This is a genomic window from Haloarcula sebkhae, assembly GCF_014647415.1.
Lineage (GTDB): Archaea > Halobacteriota > Halobacteria > Halobacteriales > Haloarculaceae > Haloarcula > Haloarcula sebkhae.
Genome location: NZ_BMPD01000002.1, coordinates 497,897 through 518,534 on the forward strand (window position 1 = coordinate 497,897; position 20,638 = coordinate 518,534).

General features: G+C 62.5%; 20 protein-coding genes. 9 read left to right on the top strand and 11 right to left on the bottom strand.

Annotated elements, in window-relative coordinates; genetic code table 11:
• Positions 1-28: 28 nt before the first annotated feature.
• The 5 genes from IEY38_RS08565 to IEY38_RS08585 form a co-directional block, all read right to left on the bottom strand.
• Entirely contained in the window at positions 29-1,564 is a 1,536-nt protein-coding gene (locus tag IEY38_RS08565; RefSeq protein ID WP_188977003.1) for a TrkH family potassium uptake protein, read from the bottom strand.
• Between the two features lie 207 nt (positions 1,565-1,771).
• Positions 1,772-2,194, bottom strand: coding sequence for a hypothetical protein (locus IEY38_RS08570; RefSeq protein ID WP_188977005.1), 423 nt, complete (start codon positions 2,192-2,194; stop codon positions 1,772-1,774).
• Between the two features lie 22 nt (positions 2,195-2,216).
• Positions 2,217-2,954, bottom strand: a complete 738-nt coding sequence (locus tag IEY38_RS08575) for a cell surface protein (RefSeq protein ID WP_188977007.1) — start codon at positions 2,952-2,954, stop codon at positions 2,217-2,219.
• A 45-nt stretch (positions 2,955-2,999) separates the two neighbouring features.
• Entirely contained in the window at positions 3,000-5,666 is a 2,667-nt protein-coding gene (locus IEY38_RS08580) for an alkaline phosphatase PhoX (RefSeq protein ID WP_188977008.1), read from the bottom strand.
• 278 nt (positions 5,667-5,944) lie between these two features.
• A complete protein-coding gene (locus IEY38_RS08585) occupies positions 5,945-6,232 on the bottom strand; it encodes a DUF7111 family protein (RefSeq protein WP_188977009.1) in 288 nt (95 codons plus the stop codon).
• Positions 6,233-6,319: 87 nt separating this feature from the next.
• On the opposite strand from IEY38_RS08585, the gene IEY38_RS08590 reads away from it, so the two are divergent.
• Positions 6,320-6,610 carry a PadR family transcriptional regulator gene (locus IEY38_RS08590; RefSeq protein WP_188977010.1) on the top strand — a complete coding sequence of 97 codons (291 nt, stop codon included), beginning with the start codon at positions 6,320-6,322 and terminating at the stop codon, positions 6,608-6,610.
• An 88-nt stretch (positions 6,611-6,698) separates the two neighbouring features.
• Positions 6,699-6,953, top strand: coding sequence for a hypothetical protein (locus tag IEY38_RS08595; RefSeq protein WP_005534539.1), 255 nt, complete (start codon positions 6,699-6,701; stop codon positions 6,951-6,953).
• Here IEY38_RS08595 and IEY38_RS08600 read toward each other — a convergent pair.
• Together IEY38_RS08600 and IEY38_RS08605 are read right to left on the bottom strand one after the other, a co-directional pair.
• Positions 6,950-8,098: an acyl-CoA dehydrogenase gene (locus IEY38_RS08600; RefSeq protein WP_170096031.1), complete on the bottom strand. Its 1,149-nt coding sequence runs from the start codon at positions 8,096-8,098 to the stop codon at positions 6,950-6,952. The genes IEY38_RS08595 and IEY38_RS08600 overlap by 4 nt on opposite strands.
• 105 nt (positions 8,099-8,203) lie before the next feature.
• Complete coding sequence (locus IEY38_RS08605) at positions 8,204-9,061, bottom strand: 3-hydroxyacyl-CoA dehydrogenase family protein (protein ID WP_188977011.1); 858 nt, start codon at positions 9,059-9,061, stop codon at positions 8,204-8,206.
• Between the two features lie 268 nt (positions 9,062-9,329).
• Between IEY38_RS08605 and IEY38_RS08610 the strand changes: the two genes are divergently transcribed.
• Positions 9,330-10,205, top strand: a complete 876-nt coding sequence (locus IEY38_RS08610; protein ID WP_188977012.1) for a class 1 fructose-bisphosphatase — start codon at positions 9,330-9,332, stop codon at positions 10,203-10,205.
• Between the two features lie 18 nt (positions 10,206-10,223).
• On the opposite strand, the gene IEY38_RS08615 is transcribed toward IEY38_RS08610, so the two are convergent.
• A complete protein-coding gene (locus IEY38_RS08615) occupies positions 10,224-12,233 on the bottom strand; it encodes a PKD domain-containing protein (RefSeq protein ID WP_188977013.1) in 2,010 nt (669 codons plus the stop codon).
• A gap of 238 nt (positions 12,234-12,471) precedes the next feature.
• Here IEY38_RS08615 and IEY38_RS08620 point away from each other — a divergent pair, with 238 nt between their 5' ends.
• The 4 genes from IEY38_RS08620 to IEY38_RS08635 all read left to right on the top strand — a co-directional run bounded on the left by IEY38_RS08620 (position 12,472) and on the right by IEY38_RS08635 (position 15,904).
• Positions 12,472-12,855 carry a DUF5658 family protein gene (locus tag IEY38_RS08620; protein WP_188977014.1) on the top strand — a complete coding sequence of 128 codons (384 nt, stop codon included), beginning with the start codon at positions 12,472-12,474 and terminating at the stop codon, positions 12,853-12,855.
• Between the two features lie 190 nt (positions 12,856-13,045).
• Positions 13,046-14,302 carry a Glu/Leu/Phe/Val family dehydrogenase gene (locus tag IEY38_RS08625; RefSeq protein WP_188977015.1) on the top strand — a complete coding sequence of 419 codons (1,257 nt, stop codon included), beginning with the start codon at positions 13,046-13,048 and terminating at the stop codon, positions 14,300-14,302.
• A 63-nt stretch (positions 14,303-14,365) separates the two neighbouring features.
• The gene (locus IEY38_RS08630) at positions 14,366-14,851 is read left to right on the top strand and encodes an SRPBCC family protein (protein ID WP_188977016.1); all 486 of its coding nucleotides are present in this window, start codon (positions 14,366-14,368) and stop codon (positions 14,849-14,851) included.
• Positions 14,852-14,995: 144 nt separating this feature from the next.
• Complete coding sequence (locus IEY38_RS08635) at positions 14,996-15,904, top strand: DMT family transporter (RefSeq protein WP_188977359.1); 909 nt, start codon at positions 14,996-14,998, stop codon at positions 15,902-15,904.
• 17 nt (positions 15,905-15,921) lie between these two features.
• Here the strand turns inward: IEY38_RS08635 and IEY38_RS08640 are convergent, their stop codons facing one another.
• The gene (locus IEY38_RS08640) at positions 15,922-16,716 is read right to left on the bottom strand and encodes an RIO1 family regulatory kinase/ATPase domain-containing protein (RefSeq protein WP_005534526.1); all 795 of its coding nucleotides are present in this window, start codon (positions 16,714-16,716) and stop codon (positions 15,922-15,924) included.
• 82 nt (positions 16,717-16,798) lie between these two features.
• Between IEY38_RS08640 and IEY38_RS08645 the strand changes: the two genes are divergently transcribed.
• Positions 16,799-17,938, top strand: a complete 1,140-nt coding sequence (locus IEY38_RS08645; RefSeq protein ID WP_188977017.1) for an acyl-CoA dehydrogenase family protein — start codon at positions 16,799-16,801, stop codon at positions 17,936-17,938.
• Positions 17,939-17,953: 15 nt separating this feature from the next.
• Here the strand turns inward: IEY38_RS08645 and IEY38_RS08650 are convergent, their stop codons facing one another.
• Together IEY38_RS08650 and IEY38_RS08655 are read right to left on the bottom strand one after the other, a co-directional pair.
• Positions 17,954-18,370 carry a universal stress protein gene (locus IEY38_RS08650; RefSeq protein WP_188977019.1) on the bottom strand — a complete coding sequence of 139 codons (417 nt, stop codon included), beginning with the start codon at positions 18,368-18,370 and terminating at the stop codon, positions 17,954-17,956.
• A gap of 55 nt (positions 18,371-18,425) precedes the next feature.
• Positions 18,426-19,889, bottom strand: a complete 1,464-nt coding sequence (locus tag IEY38_RS08655) for an RtcB family protein (protein WP_188977021.1) — start codon at positions 19,887-19,889, stop codon at positions 18,426-18,428.
• A 222-nt stretch (positions 19,890-20,111) separates the two neighbouring features.
• On the opposite strand from IEY38_RS08655, the gene IEY38_RS08660 reads away from it, so the two are divergent.
• Positions 20,112-20,636: a DoxX family membrane protein gene (locus IEY38_RS08660; RefSeq protein ID WP_005534519.1), complete on the top strand. Its 525-nt coding sequence runs from the start codon at positions 20,112-20,114 to the stop codon at positions 20,634-20,636.
• Positions 20,637-20,638 lie beyond the last annotated feature (2 nt).

Consider the following 20,638-nt stretch of genomic DNA (forward strand, 5'->3'; position numbering starts at 1 on the left):
AAATAGCGGTGGAACAAGTTGCCGGCACTCACTCGTTCCAGAACGCCCCGGTAAATATCACGAACACCGGAATGATCTCCAGTCGACCGATCCACATCAGGAAGATCATCAGCAGTTTGCTGGTCTCCGGGAAGAGTTCGTAGGTCCCGAACGGCCCCAGAAAGCCGAACCCGGGGCCGATATTCCCGATGGTCGCCAGGCTTGCGCTGATGGCTTCGAAAACAGTCAGTTCGAGCCCGACACGACCGGCATCGAGGAGGAGGAACACCGTCGCGACACCGAACGTGAGCAGGTACAACAGGGTGAATCCATATATCGCGTTGATAACGTCCTCGTCGATGACCTGCCCGCCGAGCCGAACTGGTTTGACGGCGCTAGGGTGGGCTGTCGTGAACAGTTGGCGTCGGATGCTCTTGAGCACGACGAGCCATCGGACGATTTTGACGCCGCCACCGGTCGACCCTGCGGAGCCGCCGATGAACATCGCGAACACCAGGACTCCCTGTGCGGTGTTGCCCCACTGGGCGAAGTCGCTCGTCGCGTACCCGGTCGAGTTCAGCAACGAGGCGACCTGAAACGTGGCTTGCCGGAGCGAGTTCTCCAGCGCCCCCTGTGTAATGCCCCCGAGTTCGAGCGGCGGCGCGGACCCGGTAAAGAGCAGTCCCCAGAGGATGACGGCCACGCCGGCGTTCGCGCTGAGGTACGCCTGTAGTTCTCGGTCCTTGAGGAAGGCGGCGTACTCGTCCTGCAACAGAAGGTAAAACAGCGCGAAGTTCATCCCGGCGATGAGCATGAACGGAATGACGGCCCACTGGACAGCCGGTGAGAAGTAGGCGATGCTCTCTGCCTGTGGGGAGAAACCGCCGGTCGGCAGCGTCGTGAATGCATGAGCAACGGCATTATACGCATCCATATTCGGTGCGTAGCCCGCGTAATGGAGGCCGAGCAGAATGAGGACGTACAGGACAGTAAAGCCCAGATAGAACAGCCAGAGGAGTCGGGCGGTCTCGGCTATCTTCGGCGTCAGCTTCTGGAGTTCGGGACCAGGCGCTTCTGATTCGATCAACTGCGCCCCGTTGACGGCTGCCTCCGGAAGAATGGCGACCATCAGGACAATAATACCCATGCCGCCGAGCCACTGGGTGAGCTGTCGCCACATCAACAGCGCGTGGGAGTGGCGAGCAAACGATATTTCGTTGGTAGCGGTCGCGCCAGTGGTGGTAAACCCGGACATCGATTCGAACAGCGCGTTCACAGGCTCACCGAGTGCTGATTCAGTCCCGTACCCCGCGATAACGTACGGAATCGCGCCGACAACTGCGACAGCACCCCAGGAGAGGCCGACGAACAACAGCGCTTCGCGCGGCCCGAGTTCGTGGCTGTCGCTGGCTTGCTCTATCGCTACGCCGAGTGTGATGGCGATCCCGATAGAAATCAGGAAGACAACGGTATCTTCTCCGTACAGCAAACCGATCCCGAGCGGGACCAGCATTGCGACGGCGAGATACTTGATGACAGTGCCGGTCAGAGCGACGCTCTGTCGCCAGTCGACGCGAACCGACATCACTAATCACCGACCATTAACTGACGCTCACACTCCCGATATGAAAAAGCCCCACGTTCCAACAGCGCTGTTTCCGGCGGATTCACTCGTGAACGTCTTCGGTTCGATGGCTTTCTGTTCCGTTCTGGAAGCGTATTGCGTTCGTACGCAGTCGCGTCTCTGGTGTGGATATTGGGCTGGAACTACTGGAGACGCTGCAGTGGCGACTCAGGCGTGGCCCTGTTCTTTCGCTCCCTCGCGGATCTGCTTTGACCGCTTACGGACGCGCGAAATGTACCGCTCGATTTTCTCCGGTTTCTCGCCGTAGAACGACGCTGCCCAGTGGATGTCAACGCCGTCCTGCGTGAGGAAGTACGCGACGAGCGTATCACGGCCGGCCTGGATGACGGTCGGCGGGACGCCGCGGTCCCCAGTCTCGGCCTCCTGAAAGCCGTTCACGTCGAAGTACACGTCGGCGTACAGCGTCGCCATCTCCGGGTCCGCGAACTCGGCCCCCTGGTGGTTTGGGGCCTCGAATCGGTAGCGTGTCTTGCCCTCGTCTGTCGTTCGTTCGACGATGCGCACGTCGAGGATGTACTCGCGGTAGGTCGGACTGTCCGTCGGTGTATCTGCGGTGCCTGATTGTGGCATGGGTAGTGTTGAGTTGTTACGGTTATCGAGCGGTTCTGGCCGCGAGTACCACCGCTCCGGCGACTGCGGCGAGCACCAACGCCATCGGGATCGAACCGTCGGCTCCGGTCGTCGACTGGTCGCCGACAGCCGTAGCATCGCCGGTCGCGTCACCCGCGGCACTCGCCGATTCGGTTGCGGACCCGGCGGCCGATGAGGACGCTTCGGTCGAGCTGGCAGCGACAGTGTCGGTCGTCTCGCCGGTCACCGTGACTGTTGCCGCCTCTGTGGCCGGCTCAACCGCCCCGCCGCCGTCGGCGTCGACCTGATTCGACGCGACAGTCACCTGCGTCTCACCGACGTCGACGCCAGCGAGCGTGACTGTCGCGAGTGTCACACCGCTAGCTCCGGGCTCGATCTGCCCGTCAAGGTCAGCCGCCTCAAGCGTGACTGTCCCGCCATCTGAACTAACGACGGGATCGGTCGTGAGTCCGAACCGGTCGGGGTAGCTCGCGTTCTTGAATCGGGCGACAGCGGGGTCATCGACGGAGAGTTCGAGCTGGTAGCCGGCCAGTCCGTCCGGCGCGCTGGTGAGGACGACCGGTACGGCCATCGTTTCGCCGGCAGCGACGGAGTCTGTCTCGATACTGATTGCTGGCGTACTCTGCCCTGTGGCGAGTGCGGGGACCGTCCCCGCGAGGAGGACGAGCGCGACGAGCGCGAGGGGGCGGCTGGCGGTTCGGACGCGACCGGGTATCGAACGGGTGGTGTCGTCGGTCATTGTGTTGCTGTATCGAAAGATGGGAATGGGATCCGGTCGCGGCCGTCAGTTGACCTCTTCGTAGAGGGCCGTCACGTCGGCGAAGTCGATCTTGCCGTTTTCGTTGAAGTCGTACGCGCCGGTGTTCAGCTGGATGCTGTCGGAGTCCATGTTTGAGAACAGCACCTGCACGTCCTCGTAGTCGAGACGGCCGTTGCCGTTGAGGTCCTCGAAGTGACCGTCGCCGTCGGGGTCGGTCGGTGCGGCGTCGCCGACGACCGTCTGCGGGCCGCCCACGACGATGCCGTTTCGAACTTCTGCCTCGATGGCGTTGCCGTTCTCGTCGTCCATCTGCTCGATAGTGACGGTCAGGTCAGTCGTGCCGCCACCGTTGGCGCGGACGTCGAGCGTTGCGAGTGACACGTCCATCGCGCCGGACTGGACGTTCGTATCGACGTCGGCAACACGGATTGTCGCCGACGAGCCGTCGTCGCTGATGGAACTCTCTGTGAGTCCGAGCGCGTCGGGGAATGAAATGCCGGTGATGGACGCGATTTCGGGGTTCGAGACGGTGACGGAGAGCTGGGCACCGGAAAAGCCAGCGGGGAGTGACGAGGCAGTCAGCGGGACGCTACCCGTCGACCCGCTGCCGACCGCGGCGGAGTTGGCGCTGACGACGACGTTGGGCTGGTAGACATAGAGACCGTCGTTCGGGTACGAGCGCGCTGGGCCGCCGAAGCCGTCCTCACAGCAGATGACGCGGCCGTCGCGCATCGTGTAGACGTTGTCGATGTTCCGGAGCGCATCGTTCGCGTCCTCCGGCGAGTCGGTGAAATCGGGGCCAGTGATGACTGGTTCGAGCGTCGAGACGTTGTAGTCCGATTCCAGCACCCCGCGATAGACGACGCCGCCGTCGACGCGGTCGAGTTGGATATCGCCCTCGTCGTCCGCGAGTGCGTCGTTGAACTCCGAAATACCGAAGTAGATGAAATCGCCGGGCTGTGAGTTATCCACGGTGTCAACGCCCTCTGCCTTGTTGAACTCGATGGATGCATCGATCTCCTTGGCGGCTGCACGGGTCTCAAGGAACGGGACGCGACGGAGTTCCTCGTCGACGCCGTCGGGCCCGTTCGCCTCGTACTGCTCGGCCCACTCGACGATTTCCTCGTTCGTGATGTAGTTCCGGTTCCCGTTCTCGATGACGGACAGGTCGGCCTGCTTGATGACCGCCGCTGTCACCTCGTCGCCGTCCGCCCAGTCGGCGTGTGCGCTGAGGTAGTCAGCCTGAGTCACGTCGTCGTACTCGGCGACCCAGGATTCGACCTCGCCGTTGGTGGCGTGGCCGAGTTCTATCCACTCGATTTCGAGTGGAGTCTGTGCGGGAGAGTTCCGCTCCCCGGCTTCGGCAGCGTTGGCTGCGTCGTTCGTGATCTTCGGTGCGTACAGCGTCCCGGCGACGTCCATCGGTTCGTCGTACTCCGGAATCGGTTCGTCGGCGACGAACTTGTAGATGCCCTTGCTGTCGCCGTCCGAGCAACCATAGAGGGTCCGCTGGTCGCCTTCGATGTCGGGTGCCTCCCACGAGGCCCGCCCCATCACATAGTACTTGACCGCTTCAGGTTCGTCGGCGGTCGGTTCGCGGAAGTCGACGAAGTACCCGTACCGGTACGGATTCGGATACACGTCGTCGAGCAGTGTCGTGTCGAGGTTCTCGCTGTCCCCTTGGTCGTCGCGCTCCGCACCGAGGTAGTACGCGAGGAACTCGACGCCGGTCAGCGCCCAGTAGCCCTGCGGGCCGAAGTTCTCGTCGAGGTCGCCGCTCTCGGCGTAGGACTCGATTGCGCCCGATATCTTGCTCGGGTTCGGCCGGTTCCAGAACTGACACCCGCCGATGAGGCCCTCGCCCGACCCCGCCTCGACGATGTCGCTTACCGTCGCCGTCAGGCTGACGCGGGGGTGTGCGTAGTTCTCCTCGGCGGAGATCATCGTCTCCCACGGGCTGAGGTCGCCGTAACAGTTGATCCGCGTCCCGCCGTGTTCACGGAGCGAGTCGGTGTTGGTCAGGTTCATCGCGTTCTCGGTGTCTGCGCTCCACTCGCCGTTCTCGTCCTGGCTGAGCGGGACCCGCGAGACGCACCCGGGGCTGTTCTCCCAGTTTGTAAACAGGTAGCCCTCGGTCCCCTCGTCGTTGCTCGGGACGAACTGGTTACAGTCGGGGTTCGTCGCCGCGCCGCCGTACTGCGTGCCGGCGAAGTTCTCCTGCGTGATATCTGTCCCGTCAGGCGTCTGGACCACGCCGAGGCGCTCCTCGCCGTCGTTGATCGGTTCGCGCCCCTGTATGAGGATTTCGTAGTCACCGGCCGCTGATCGGACCTGCCGCTGTTTCTCCTCGGTGTCCGGAACCCCTACCTCCGGGAAATCGTCGTTGCTCCCGTCGAACTCGAACTGGAAGCCGCTGAAATAGCCCACTGCGGCCCGTCCGAACGGTTCGGGATTCTCCCCTTCCGGGTGCTGGAGGCTGTACAGCAGTGACCCGTCCTCGAAGACGAACGGCCCTGTCACCTCCGCGCCAAACGCCGTCGTCGAGAAGCGTTTGAGACTCCCGGCGACGCTCGGTGCCCCAGGTGTGTCTGTCTCTTCGACCTCTTCGCCGCTTGCCACGCCGATGACGCTGGCCCCAAGCGCAGCAGCCACCGACTGTGAAAGCACCTGCCGTCGAGTGAAATCGACCATGCGAGTGAGGGGTGGCAGTGATTATTAAAGCAGTTTTATAATATCTGAATGATGTATTCGGAGTCCTCTTGTGATATCAATTTTAGCTATACTACTAACCAGCTGGACATATCGCAAATACTGCTATTTTTACAGAATACGTACTGGATGGCTCCGACGACATCCGCTCACACTCCGGTTCGTACTCACCTACTTACCAGTCGACGAACAGGATAATCACCACACAATACTCACGCTGTCAGGTCACAAGTCACACCGACGACTGTCGTAGCCAGCCGCTACATCCCCATGTCAGCAGCCGGGTCGGGAACCGGCAGCTCGTTCGGGGACACACCGAGCAGTTCCGCCGCGTGGTCGAGTGCCATGTCGAAGCCGTAGTATCGCTCCAGTTCGTCGCCGTCAGCGGTCGGCCGGACCTTCAGCATCGCGTACCCCTCGATGTTCTGTGCGACCGCGGCGCTCCCGCTGTCGCTCTCGAATATCAGCAGCCGTTCCTCGTCGGTCTCTCGGTAGGTGGCCGTGATACCGTCGGCTGACGCCTCGACGGGGAGTTCGGAATCGGTCATCGGCGGCCCTAGGGACCGGGGGTATGCGAACTTGGCGGTCCACTCGGAACCGCAAACGCGAAACCGGGCGGCTGTGACCGGACACCTATGGCGAAGTGGCTCCAGAGCGGCCGCCGGCGCGATATGTGCGTCCTGCTGGCTGCTGCCGAGGACGGGGAACTCTCCGGCCAGCGGCTGAAAACGCGGCTCGAACGCCGCTACGACACGCGAATCGAACCGAAGAGCTTCTACGGCGCGCTCGACGCGCTGGAGTCGGCGGGGTTCGTCGCTCACCGCGAGGACGGCATCGCCGACAAGTACTCGCTGACCGAGGCTGGCGAGCGGCGGCTCCGGGACCAGTTCGAGTGGATGCGCGAGGCGCTCGGCGAGGATAGCTAACTATTCATTCTTGGCCCTGCCGAATTTCGTTTCGCCGGCACTGATGGATGGGATATCCTTTTTGTGAGCGCTCCCACAGAACACAGGTATGTCCCTGTCCCGCTCACTCCTCCTAGCAGGTCTGGACGCTCTCCCGTTTGCGGCGCTCGCCAGCGTCGCGACGTACGTGTTCGCACGCACAACCATCCAGCCGTCAGTAGTTGTCGGCATGCTCGCCGGGACCGTCGGTGTGGCAGTGCTTCTCGCGCTTGGAATTGCCAGCGCGAGATGCTACCGTGCGGACGGAAAACCGTTCTACTTCACGCGTGCGGTCGTGGTCGAAGGGCTCCTCTCGCTTCCCTAGTCGAGAAGCTCGCTGGCAATCGTATTCCGAAGAACCTCGCTGGTCCCCTCGTAGATCTCGTTGAGTTTGGCGTCGCGGTAGAACCGCTCGGCCGGGAAGTCTTTCGTGTAGCCGTAGCCGCCGTGGACCTGAATGCCCTCGTTCGCCACTTCTCGGGACACCTCGGAGGCGTAGAGCTTGGCCTGGGCGGCCTCCTTGACGAACGACTCGCCGGCCATCTTCTTATCGGCAGCCTGGTGCATCAGCAGGCGGGCCGCCTGCGTCTTCGTGTCCATGTCGGCGAGCTTGTGCTGGATGGCTTGGAAATCGCTGATCGGCTGGTCGAACTGCTCACGGTCCTGGGCGTATTTCAGTGCCTCGTCCAGCGCAGCTTGGGCGATGCCGACACCGCGGGCCGCGATAGTGATGCGTCCGCCGTTGAGCGTTTTGAGCGCGTGGACGAACCCGCGGCCCTCCTCACCGAGCATACGGTCGGCAGGGATGCGCATATCGTCGAACCGCAGTTCGGCAGTCGGACAGCCCTTGTCACCGAGTTTGTGCTCGGTCCCTTCGACGATGAAGCCGTCGTCCTCCTCGGGGCGAACGATGAACGAGGAGATACCCTTGTTGCCGGCCTCGGGGTCGGTCTTCGCGAACAAAACGACAGTGTCGGCGACGGACCCGTTGGAGATCCAGAGCTTGCCGCCGTTGACCAGATAGGCGTCGCCGCCGTCGACGGGTTCGGCAGTGGTGTCCATCGCGGGCACGTCACTGCCCGCACCCGCTTCGGAGAGGGCGAACGCGCCGATCTCCTCGCCCTCGGCAAGCGGTGTGAGGTAGGTCTCTTTCTGGGCCTCGTTCCCGAACTCGTAGATCATGTTGCAGGCCAGCGAGATGTGTGCGGCGACGATTGTGCCGAGCCCGCCGCTTCCACGCGAAATCTCTTCCAGGGCCATGGCGTAGCTGTGATAATCTAGTTCGGCCCCGCCGTACTCCTCCGGAATCGGCATTCCCATCAGACCGAGGTCGGCCATCTCGTCGACGAGATCCCACGGGAACTCGTCGGTTTCGTCGATCTCCGCTGCCCGCGGCTTGACCTCCTCGTCGACGAAGTCCGCGACCATCTCCTGTATCTGGCGCTGTTCCTGTGTGGGGCTAAAGTCCATGACAGATTCTAACGCTGGTTGGGTCTTTACTGTTGGCCAACGCTCGGCCCGTTGCCGGGTATCGTACTCAGACTGCTACTGTCGGCCTTTGTCACCGCGGATCGGTCAATCGTACTCGTAGAAGCCCTTACCGGACTTTTTGCCGAGATCGCCGGCTGCAACCTTGCGCTTGAGCAGGTATGCAGGCTTGTAGCGGTCACCCAACTCCTCATACAGCGTCTCAGAGGCGTCAAGAACCACGTCGAGGCCGATGTGGTCGGCTAGTTCGAGCGGCCCCATGGGGACGTTCGTCCCGAGCGTTAGCCCGCGGTCGATGTCGGCCTTGTCGGCGACACCTTCGTCGTATGCCCGGATGCCTTCGTTGATCCAGGGCATCAGGACGCGGTTTACGACGAAGCCGGGCTTGTCGTCGGCTTCCCAGGTTTCCTTGCCGATGTCGTGGGCGAACTCCCGGCCCAGCGTCACTGTCTCGTCGCTAGTTTTCTCGCCGACGACGAGTTCAACGCCTTTCATGACCGGCACGGGGTTCATGAAGTGCAGTCCGAGAACCTGCTCAGGCCGTTCGGTGGCACTGGCGATTGTCGTAATCGAGAGCGTGCTCGTGTTGCTGGCAAGCACTGTGTCAGGCCCACAGACTGCGTCGAGGTCCTCGAACACAGACTGCTTGATCTCCATGTCCTCCGTGACGGCCTCGACGACGAGGTCGGCATCCGCGAGGTCGTCCATCTCGGTGGTGCCGGTGATGCGGGCTGTTGCCGCTTCTGCCTCCTGTTCTGTCACTGTGTCGCGCGCAACGAGTGTCTCGAAGCTCGACTGTATCTCCTCGAACCCGGCGGCAACCAGTTCTTCTGTCACATCGCGCATGACGACATCGTAGCCGGCCGTCGCGGCGACCTGGGCGATGCCGTTGCCCATCGTTCCAGCTCCAACGACGCCGACAGTGTCGACAGTTTCGAGATGCATACCGGCGCCTTCGTCCGGTGGTCGTGTAAGTCTGCCGACGGTATCGGATCATCGCGGGGCCGGAGTTCCCCGAGTTAACCAGTCACAGGCTTAGCGGCAAGCACTGCCCCGCGACTGAATATTCACTCGAAATGTAGTAAATGTCAGGAAAAAGATACTTATGGTGTGCCGTAGAACCAACTGGTGATGAGAGACCCTGCGGGCAGCAGGCTCGGAGACAAATTCGACTGGTCACTGGATGGCCAGTCCCTGCCCCTACATCTGACAAATGAGTAAGTCACTCGACACCTCGACCACCGAAGCCGCGCAGACAGTCACGGAAGTCATCGACACCATCGCCGCGACGACGCCGGACGTCCGCCGCGCTGTTGCCGACTACCGTGGCCAGAGCAACTCCGTCAACCCCACCGGCGACGACCAGCTCGCGGCTGACCTGCGTGCCGACGAACTGTTTGAGCAGCGGGTGCTGGGCATCGACGGCGTTGCCTCCTACGCCAGCGAGGAACGCGCAGCGGTGAAAACAACAGACGGTCGCCTCCACGTCGCGATGGACCCCCTCGACGGATCGAGCAACCTCGAACCGAACAGCGGGATGGGGACGATTTTCGGCATCTACAGCGAACAGCCGCCGACTGTCGGCACCAATCTCCTCGCCGCCGGGTTCGTCATCTACGGCCCGATCACCTCAATGGTCGTTGCTCGGGACGGCAGTGTCCACGAGTACATCCTCGAAGACGGCGACAAGCGGGTCGTCGACGACGATGTGACGGTCCCTGAAGATCCCACAGTGTTCGGGTTCGGCGGCGGCGTCGACTCCTGGACAGACGAGTTCGAGTCATACGCCGCAGAGGTCCGTCACGAACTGAAACTCCGCTACGGCGGGGCGATGGTCGCGGACATCAATCAGGTGCTCACCTACGGCGGTATCTTCTCGTACCCCGAACTGGAGTCACGCCCTGAGGGGAAACTCCGAGTCCAGTTCGAGGGACACCCGATGGCCTACATCCTCGAATCGGCCGGCGGTCGATCCTCCGACGGTGACCAGTCGCTACTCGAAATCGAACCTGACGGGCTGCACGAGCGGACGCCGCTGTATCTCGGGAACGACGACCTGATCGACCGACTCGAAGCGAATATCGACTGACGACCTGGATTCTGTCGTTCAGTAGCCGAGGTAGATCGCCAGTCCTTTCAGAACACTGTACAGCCCGACAGCGATGCCCAGTAGCCCACCGAGAACGGTTCCGACGATGCCGTCAGGCCACAGCGAGAGCGGGTTCGGAACCCCAATCGACGGCAGCGCTGGAATCGAGAGGCCACCGCTGTCATCCGTCACGTTCCCGACGCGTTGCCCGTCGACAGTCAATTTTCCAGTGGTCCCCTCTGGCACTGAGCGGGCAAACTCCGTCGTTCGCGTCTCACCGGCAGGAACAGTGACTGTCCGTGTTGTCAGTATCGACGTGTTGAGCGCGACGATCACGTTGTTGTCGCCGCTCGCGGTGCCCCGGTTTTCCAGTTCGACCGTGATGACAGTCCGGTCGCCGGGACCGAGTGTCGATGGTACCGCCGTAGCGTTCGTAACCACGATATCCGGCTGTCCGGGCTTCTCTGTCGATTTCTCCGTCATCTCTGGTTCGGACGTCGACGCTTCCGAGTCGTTCGTCGCCGTCTCCGCATCCATGTCTGTCGCTGTCGTCTGTTCGACGCCAACGACGAAGGTCGAGAGACCCGGCGACTCAGCCCGGTAGACGATGTGTGACTCGCCCCGGCTCGCGATCTCAGTCGACAACGGCATCCACCCGTCGCCGCTCCGGAAGAGCGTCACGGCATCGGGCATCGCGCCGACCGCCGCCAGCGCGTCACGGTCCACAGTAAACGTGAACGTCGCGTCCTGAGCCGGGACGGAGCCGTGATCGATGTCGAACTGGCTGATAGCGATGTGGCCAGTGGCAGTCGCGAACGCTGACGTGGGACGACGGGAACGAATAGTGAGTGTCGTAGATTCGTTACGCGGGAAGGAAACGGCAAGCCGCTCTAGCGTCCCGTTCTGGCCGGTGACGAGCGCTCCGTCTATGGGCTGAATCCGTTGTGCCTGACCGGACCCGTTTACCGAGACGTTCGCCATTGTCGCGTTCGGCTGCCGCACGGTCACGTTCCCAGCGGGACCATTCCCCGTCACAGACACGACTTTCGTCACTGTTTCCGTGTTCCCGAGCGGATCAGCGGCCGTCGCCGTGACTTCGTGACTGCCGGGTGAAGCAAAGGCTACTGTGATGTTCTTGCCTGTGAGAATTGTATCACTCCCGACTTGCCACCGGACCGAGTCGATGCCCTGATCGTCTGTCGTCTCCGCCGCGGAGAAGGTCACCGACTCGCCGACCGTTGCGTTCTCCGGCCCAGTGACGGTGACGTTCGGCGCGGAGTCGTCATAGAGAAACGTCTGCTGTCGGCCAAAGGAGTTCTCGTTTCCGTTCTCGTCAGTTACCGACAGCAACAGCAGCGAGTACTCGCCTTCCTCCGGGAAGGTGTACTTTCGTGTATACGTGAGCGTACTGCCGGTGCGTTCGGTGAACCCCGAGATGTTGAGTGTGTCTATCGACGGGCCACCGACGGAGATCTCGAGCTGCTGTATCGGTTCGTGAATCCCGACAGAGATGCGGGCAGTAGAGCTATTGACGCGACTCAGTTCGAACGACTGGTACTTCGGTACGACGGAGTCCATCCCGGTGACGGTGACTGACTCGTGGGGAAGCTCGTTCCCTGCTTCGTCTGAGATACTGCCAGTGTCACGGAGGCTGACGGTGACGTTGTCTGTGTCGACTTTTTTCTCCAGCAGCAGGGAGACGCGTACCCCTGTCCTGTTTGCTCCGGAGGCGTTGATCGATGCGACCGAGACGTTCTCCACTCGGCCCTCAGTTAACGCGAAATCCGCCGCCTGAATCGTACTCGTGTCTATCGACCCGCCGTCGTCGTACAGGGACACCTCGATAGTCGTAGAATTGCCCCGCGTCACATTGCCCCATTCCGGCGATTCTGTGTCTTCGGCCGCGGCCGTGCCGGAACCGACGATACCGAGCAGTGGGAGCAAAAAGAGTACGAGGAGAAGCGGAAGCCACCAGCGACGACGCCTGGCCGACGGCGGCGTCTCTCGGGCGTGGCCGGTGGCACTCATGATGCGTGAGTAGTCCGGCACCCGATATCAATGGTGCGCCACCATTATGAGAGGTGATAATCGCATGCGCGGTAGCTGCGACATTATATGCACTGGGTGCATTGAACGCGTCGTTCAAACTCGATCCGGTGGCATCGGGTTTCCCTTGGGTATACAGTCCCTACTCCACCGGTTTCAGCAGTAAACAGTGTGTATTTAATACGTGGGATGACAACCAGATAACAGACCACGTGGGGGCGTGGTTGCGGAGGGTGACGTGCTCAGAACGGACCGAACGGTCTCGATAGGGACCATCGACGGATGGTGTAGCGCCCTGCTCGACGAACTTGTGGCCGTCGAGCGAGAGCTATGGCTTGTCGTCGCCGTGACGCTCATCATCGACGTGTGGCTGACACACGTCGGCCTCCAGCACGGCCTGCAGGAGGGAAATCCGCTGATGCGGGCCGCGATAGAGACGTTCGGAATCGCGGTTCTCGGCCTGACGAAGGTTGGCGTCCTCGGGCTGGCAGGGCTGACCCGCCAGTTGTTGAGCGACCAGCGTGGCGTCGTCGTGCCACTCGGACTGGCACTTCCGTGGGTAGCGGCCGTCGTGATCAACGCGACACTCCTGCTCAGCCTGTAGCCACGCCGGATTATCTTATCCTCCAGTTTCGTCCTCTCACTGGACTAGTACCCCGAACGTATCGTGTCGCCGTGGCCGATTCAGTTGCAGACACCCCGTCTGATTAATCAGGTCCGTTGTAGGTAATTGACATCTGGAAAATCCCATGGACGGCGGTACCCTTTTGCCCACAGTCTGAGATATTGACTGTATGTCGCCTGAGGTAAACCCGTTTGAGAGTTTACAGGAGCAGATCGACGACGCGTCGGACTATCTCGAATATTCGACCGACGTGCTTGAGCGGCTGAAACACCCCGAGCGGGTGCTGGAGGCGAACCTCTCTGTGGAGATGGACGACGGGTCCGTTGAGGTGTTTCGTGCCTACCGGTCACAGTTTAACGGTGACAGAGGGCCGTACAAAGGTGGGATTCGCTATCACCCACAGGTCACACGCGACGAGGTCAAGGCACTGTCTGGCTGGATGGTGTACAAGTGCGCTGCGGTAAACATCCCCTACGGCGGCGGGAAAGGCGGCATCGAGATCGACCCGCGACAGTACTCGGCCAGCGAAATCGAACGGATAACGCGGTCGTTCGCGAAGGAACTCCGCCCGATTATCGGCGAGGACCAGGACATCCCCGCCCCCGATGTCAACACCGGCCAGCGCGAGATGAACTGGATCAAAGACACATATGAGACGCTGGAGAACACTACCGAGCCCGGCGTCATCACCGGCAAAGCCCCGGAGTCGGGGGGCAGTGCGGGCCGCGTCGAAGCGACCGGCCGATCCGTGATGCTCACCGCACGCGAAGCGTTCGACTATCTCGGGAAGGACATGGCGGACGCGACGGTGGCCGTGCAGGGCTACGGCAACGCCGGCTCTGTGGCGGCGAAGCTCATCGAGGATCTGGGCGCGAACATCGTCGCCGTATCGGACTCCTCGGGAGCCGTCTACAACCCCGACGGACTCGACGCACGCGACGCGAAGGCGTTCAAGAGCGAGACTGGGTCGCTGACCGGCTACGAGGGCGCAACGGAGGAGCTGACGAACGAAGAGCTGCTGACGATGGACGTGGATCTGCTAGTCCCGGCGGCGCTGGAAAACGCCATCGACGGCGACCTCGCGCAGGATGTGCAGGCCGACATCGTCGTGGAGGCGGCGAACGGCCCGCTAACGCCGAACGCGGACGATGTCCTCAGCGACCGTGACGTGGCTGTGTTCCCCGACATCCTCGCCAACGCCGGCGGCGTCACGGTGTCGTACTTCGAGTGGGTCCAGAACCGCCAGCGCTTCTACTGGTCCGAGGAGCGTGTGAACAGCGAACTGGAGACCATCATCACGAACGCGTTTGACGACCTCGTCGAGACCTACGAGGAGACCGGCGCGCCAAACTTCCGGACCGCGATGTACGTCGTCGCCATCCAGCGCGTCGTCGCTGCGGCTGAGGAAGGCGGCATCTGGCCCTGACCGCGTTCCGGAATCAGTCGCGGCTACCGCGGGTGTTTTGCCGGCGCTTCCCCTACTGTGTGTATGGACATTTACGAGCGGCAGGTCCGCGTCGAAGCTCCGCTGTCAGAGGTCTGGAAATTCCACGCGACAGGCGACGGCCTGGTTGCACTGACCCCCGACTGGATGAACATCCGCATCGAGGAAGAGCGGGGACCGGACGGCGAACCGAATCCCGACGAACTAACCGCCGGGTCTGTCGTCGAATCCTCGATCAAGCCGTTCGGTGTGCCACCGCGCCAGCGGTGGGTTTCGAACATCGTTGCCCGGGAAGAAGGCGAGGACGAAGCGATGTTCCGCGACGTAATGGAGGAAGGGCCGTTCCCCCACTGGGAGCACACGCACACCTTCCGTGCGCTGAGCGACAGGGAGACGCTCGTCCACGACCATGTCGAGTTCGAACTGCCTGGCGGGCCGCTCGGACAGGCGCTTGGCCCCTTTGGCTGTCTCGGGATGGAACCGATGTTCCGGTATCGCCATCAGCAGACGAAGGAACTGCTTGAAGGGTAACGTGGCCTGCCCGCGGACGGCACGGGCCCGACTATGGTATCCGGTGTTTCTTTATCCCAGTGTCGGATACTGCCACAGGATGCGTGGACGTGTCGCTGCGGTAGTTGATGGGGCTGTGAGATTTCCGCGCGATAATGGAGCGAAATCGGCGTGACTGAGCCGCGAATCGACCCACGAATCGGGCTGGTTGTCGCTGTCCTCGCGGTCAGTACGAGCGCGATTCTCGTCCGCTGGAGCGGGGCCGCGGCGTCCGTGGCGGCGTTCTACCGCGTCCTGTTGACGACCGTACTGCTAGCGCCGCTGGCGCTAGGCCGGCATCGGTCGGCGTTCGGACGGCTCGCTCGACGAGACGTACTGGCGGCTGCGGCGACTGGTGTCGCGCTCGCAGTGCACTTCGCCGCGTGGTTCGAGAGTCTGGCGTGGACGAGCGTCGCGGCGTCGGTCACGTTGGTCCAGTGCCAGCCGCTGTTCGTCGCCGTCGGTGCGTGGGCGCTGCTGGACGAGCGTGTCACGCGTGGCACGACGGCGGGCATTCTGGTCGCTATCGGCGGTATCATCGTGATGTCTGTCGGCGAACTGCTCGGGAGCGGGACCGTCGGCCAGCGTCCACTGTACGGCAACGCCTTGGCCCTCGTCGGCGGTGTCATGGCTGCCGGCTACGTGCTCGCTGGGCGCTCGCTCCGCCAGCGGTTCCCGCTCGTTCCCTACGTGACCGTCGTCTACGGCGTCGCCGCTGTATGTCTCTTCATCTTCGTCGTTGCCTCGGGACACCCCGTGACCGGCTACCCACCCCGAGAGTGGGCGCTGTTTCTCGCGATGGCCGTCGGTCCCGGTGTGTTCGGCCACACCGTCCTCAACTGGGCGCTGGCACACGTCGAATCCAGCATGGTCAGCGTCTCACTGCTCGGCGAGCCGGTCGGGAGCGCGCTGCTAGCGTTGCTGTTGCTCGCGGAGATACCGGGTCCGTCGACTGTGGCCGGCGGGGCCGTCGTGCTGATCGGTATCGGCGTCGTCGCCAGAAGCCGAGCCAGCGGGGCAACGCCGGCGGACTGAGGCCGTTCCGGGTCGTCCTATGCGCGTTTTTCAACGGCTCCGCGGATTTCAGCGGCGGCGAAGTCGTGGTCCGGGCGGATGTTGACGAAATCGAGGAACTCCTCCGCGGCCAGCAACTCGGACGTATCGTAGTGGCATGCGGCGGCGGAGACAGCGGCCGGCGCACCAATGAGCGGTTCCAGTGCACCCAGCGCACACGCAAGGTCATATGCGCGAGCGTCACTAATGGCCGCCTCGCGGACGCTCGTGGCGTCGATGAAGTACAGGTCGTCGTGGGCTACGAGTACGTTCTCACAGCGGAAGTCACCGTGGGCCAGACCGTCCTCGTGCATCCGGTGGAGGAAGTCGAATACCGTCGGGCTATGTCGCTCGACGGTTTCGGCCGGTAGGTCGTCCAGCGGCTCGAAGTCGGGAATGTATTCAAGTACCAGTACTCCCATCCCGTCGTACTCGAAGGCTTCGATGGGCTCGGGAGCGTTGACGCCGATCTCCCGCATCCGCTGGGTTGCCGCGAGTTCGTGTTCCGCCATCTCGTAAGGTGTCCCGAAGTGCTCGAAAAAGCCCTCCGTGCCTGACGAGAACGCGCCGATGTTGCGGCCGGCGGTCAGCAGCGTATGGACCAGCGAGTTCTGCCCCGTGATGACTTTCACGAACCACTGATCGTTGACCACCAGCGGCGTCGAGAGCCAGTTCTCCGCTTCCAGAAACGTCACGTGGGCCGCGGGCTCGTCGTACCGTTCGATTACCGCCTGCACCACGCCTTCGAGTTGCTCCCAGGGGACCGTCCCGCGGAGGAATCGCCGGAACGCCATTCCCCTTAGGGAAGGCTATGGACGGGCAAATGGCTTGCGTCCGCCCCGTGTGGTATTTATTAACATAAAACATAGGTCGAGTATGGAGTTCGACGTTCCCAGCGAACACCGGATGATCCGAGATTCGGTCCGCGAGTTCTGCGAGAACGAGATTGAGCCGATAGCCCAGGAGATCGAGGAGGAGCACCGTTTCCCGGCGGCGGTATTCGACGAACTCGGCGAGTTGGACGTGATGGGCGTGCCGATCAGCGAGGAGTGGGGCGGACTCGGTGGCGACACGCTAATGTACGCGCTCGTCGCCGAGGAACTCGGACGCGTCTCCGGGAGCATCGGACTCTCGTACGTGGCTCACACGTCACTCGGGGCCAAGCCGATAGAGCTGTTCGGCACGGACGCACAGAAAGAACGCTGGCTCACACCACTCGCCGCCGGCGAACAGCTCGGCGGCTGGGCGCTCACAGAGCCGGGCAGCGGGAGCGACGCCAGCGACATGGACACGACAGCCGAGCGGGACGGGGACGAGTACGTCCTCAACGGCACCAAGCAGTTCATCACGAACGCTTCTGTCGCCGGGTCGGTGCTAGTCAAAGCCGTCACCGATCCAGAGACCGGCTACGACGGTATCTCGACGTTCATCGTCGCCCCGGAAGACGATGGCTGGGAAGTGACGACCGAGTGGGACAAGATGGGCCTGAATGCCTCACCGACCTGCGAGTTGCTGTTTGACGACTGCCGGATTCCCGCGGATCGACTGCTTGGCGAGGAGGGCGACGGCTGGGCGCAGACGCTGAAGACGCTTAACGGTGGGCGCATCTCCATCGCCGCGCTCTCGACGGGGCTAGCACAGGGTGCTTTCGAGGCCGCGAAATCTTACGCTACCGAACGCGAGCAGTTCGACCGACCCATCTCGAAGTTCGACGCTGTCCGGGACAAAATCGTCGAGATGGACCGCAAAATCGAGCGAGCCCGCCTGCTGACCCACAAGGCCGCGACGATGTACGACCAGGGCGAAGACGTGACGCGCATGTCGTCGCTGGCAAAGCTCGACGCCAGCGAAATCTGTCGTGAGGTCGCCGAAGACGCCGTTCAGGTGCTTGGCGGCTACGGGTACACGACGGATTTCGCCCCGCAGCGGTTCTACCGGGACGCGAAGCTCATGGAGATCGGCGAGGGAACGAGCGAGATACAGCGAATGGTGCTCGGCCGAGAACTGGGCCTGTAACGACCTTCGGAACGCCTACACGTCGGACGGACCTTCCGGGACGATAGTAACGGGCACGTCGGCGGCGTCGATGACAGCAACTGCGGCGTCGCCTTCCCGGAGTCTCCCGGCCAGCCCCTTCGGCTCGTGACCCATGACGATGTGCTGAACATCCACGTCAGCCGCGAGTTCGAGCAGTTCGTTGCCGATCCGCGTGCCCGAACGCATTGCTGACCGGCCGACGTGTTCGATAGCGACCGTCGCCACGACGGTGGCGTCGCGGAACCGGTCACGCATCTCGTCCCGGAGTTGCATGGCCGTGCCGTCAGCGGTGTCTTCGTCGACGAGGTGGACGACGTACAGTTCCTCGTCAAGCCCGTCGGCGAGGCGAACCGCCGTGTCAATAACTGTCGGAGAGACCGAATCGTTGGCGATAGCCACGAGAATGGTCATACAGGACACAAGGCCTTCGCGTGCAAATCACTTTCTGCCAGACTAACAGGTATGCTTACTCTGTCGCCTTCAGATTGTGGACAGCGTCGACGTACTCGACAACCTCGGCAGTCGGCTGGATGGCCGAGAGTATCGCGTCGGCGTCCTTGTACGCCATCGGCGCTTCGTCCCGGACGCCTTTGATGACAGACTCCGAGTAGATACCGTCCATCGCTTCGGCGAACTCGTCCATGTCGACCTCGCTGTGTGCCTGCCGCCGGCTCATCACGCGGCCTGCACCGTGTGGCGCTGTCTGGTGGTACTCGTCGTTGCCCTTCCCGCGTGCGATAATCGACCCGTCGGCCATGTTGAACGGGACGAGCAGCCGCTGGCCGTCGCGGGCTGGAGTCGCGCCCTTGCGGATGGTGAGGTCGCGGAAGTCGATGTAGTTGTGAATAGACTGGAAGCGGTCGATGGGGTCGATGTCGAGTGCGTCGCAGACGGCATCGCTCATCAGTTCGCGGTTCCAGCGGGCGTACTGCTGGGCGAACAGCATGTCGACGAGGTAGCCGTGGGCCTCGCGGCCTTCCAGCCAGTCAAGGTCCGTGTTGCGGTCCTCGTCGTCGCTGCTGTGGATGGCGTCCTGGACCTGTCCCAGCGCGTCGAAGGCGTCCTCGATTTCCTTGCCGTCCAGTTCGCGGCGGAGACGGTCCTTCCGGATGTAGGACTCGCCCATGCCGCCGGTGACCCAGGCGTAGAGGTCTCGGGATTCGACCGTATCGGGGTCGAACTTTAGATACTCGACGTACTCCTCAGGAATCTGGTCGCGGATCTCACCGATGGTCCGGCGGTCCGTCGCCGTCGACTGCCAGTACTCGGCGACGGACTTTCCGAGGTAACGGGAACCGCTGTGGATGACCAGCCAGTAGTCGCCCGATTCGCGTGCCTGGCCGAACTCGACGAAGTGGTTCCCGCCGCCCAGCGTCCCCGCGCTCTTGATGATGTACCCCATGCCCTGGCGCTGATCCGCCAGCACGCGGTCACACAGTGATTCGAAGTAGTCCTCGTCGTAGCCGTCGAAGTCGAACTCCACGGGATCGATGTGTTCGCCGAACCGCTCGGCGTAGGCCGTGTCGAACTGCTCGAAGACGCGGTTGGCCCGCTCGAACGGGAACTCCTCCACGAAGTGGACCGCGTCGTCGTAGTCGTGAACGTTTCGCCCCATCGGGACAGCTTCGCGGACGCGACGCTCGCGCTCTTCGTCTTCCAGCGGGAGTTCCGGTCCGAGATTCGTCGCGGCCATCCCACAGCCAACGTCGACGCCGACGATGTTCGGGACGACCCGCTCGCCCAGCGGCATCGTGAAGCCGATGGGTGCGCCGGCCCCCCAGTGCGTGTCCGGCATGATCCGCACCGGTTCGGTGAACGCGGGATGGTCGATGAGCGTCTCGATCTGCTCCCGACACCCGCTCTCGACGAGCGATTCGTCATCGACCATCACTCGCGCCGTGGTGTGTTCGCCCGTCAGTTCGAGTACCATTGGTGTCGTATCGTAGTCGCATAGAGGGTTTGAACCTCACGGTGGCCCGTGAGTGGGTGCCTCCCCTCCGGAGCAAATAAAAAACCACAGCCGAACGGGCGAGGACACGCTAAATCGTTGATGTTCCCCTTCTCAGCCGCTGAGATGGGTTTTCAGTCTGTGAGAACACCCTTCCCCTTATATGCCACCGTGGTGCGGAACTTCACATGTGAGGTGACACAGATGTCCTATCAAGCGGCGAACCCCCTGGCAGACGACTTCGAGCTCGAGCTCGGCGGGGCTTGGACCGCGTACTGGCTGGCGTTCCTGCGTGTCGTAACCGGCTGGTGGTTCTTCCACGCAGGCGTAACGAAGCTCATCGAGAACGGGCTGGCCTACACGTACGGGCCGACCTACCTCAAGCAGATGACTGGCACGGCACTCGGTCCGATCCCCGTGCTGATGGGCGAATACCTGGGCTGGGTCATTCAGGCGATGGTCCCGCTGGGCGAGACGCTCATCGGGCTCGGGCTGATGGTCGGCGCACTGGTCCGACTCGCCTCCGTGTTCGGGGTCTTCTTCATGTCCCTGTTCTGGATCGGCAACGCGGAGTTCGGCCACGGGCTGGTCAACAGCGACTTCATGGGCATACTACTGTTCGTGACGATGATCGTGCTGGCCACCGGTCGCTACTACGGCCTCGATGCGATCATCGAGAAGACCAAACTGGTCAAACGACACCCGAAACTCAGGTACCTGCTCGGTTAACG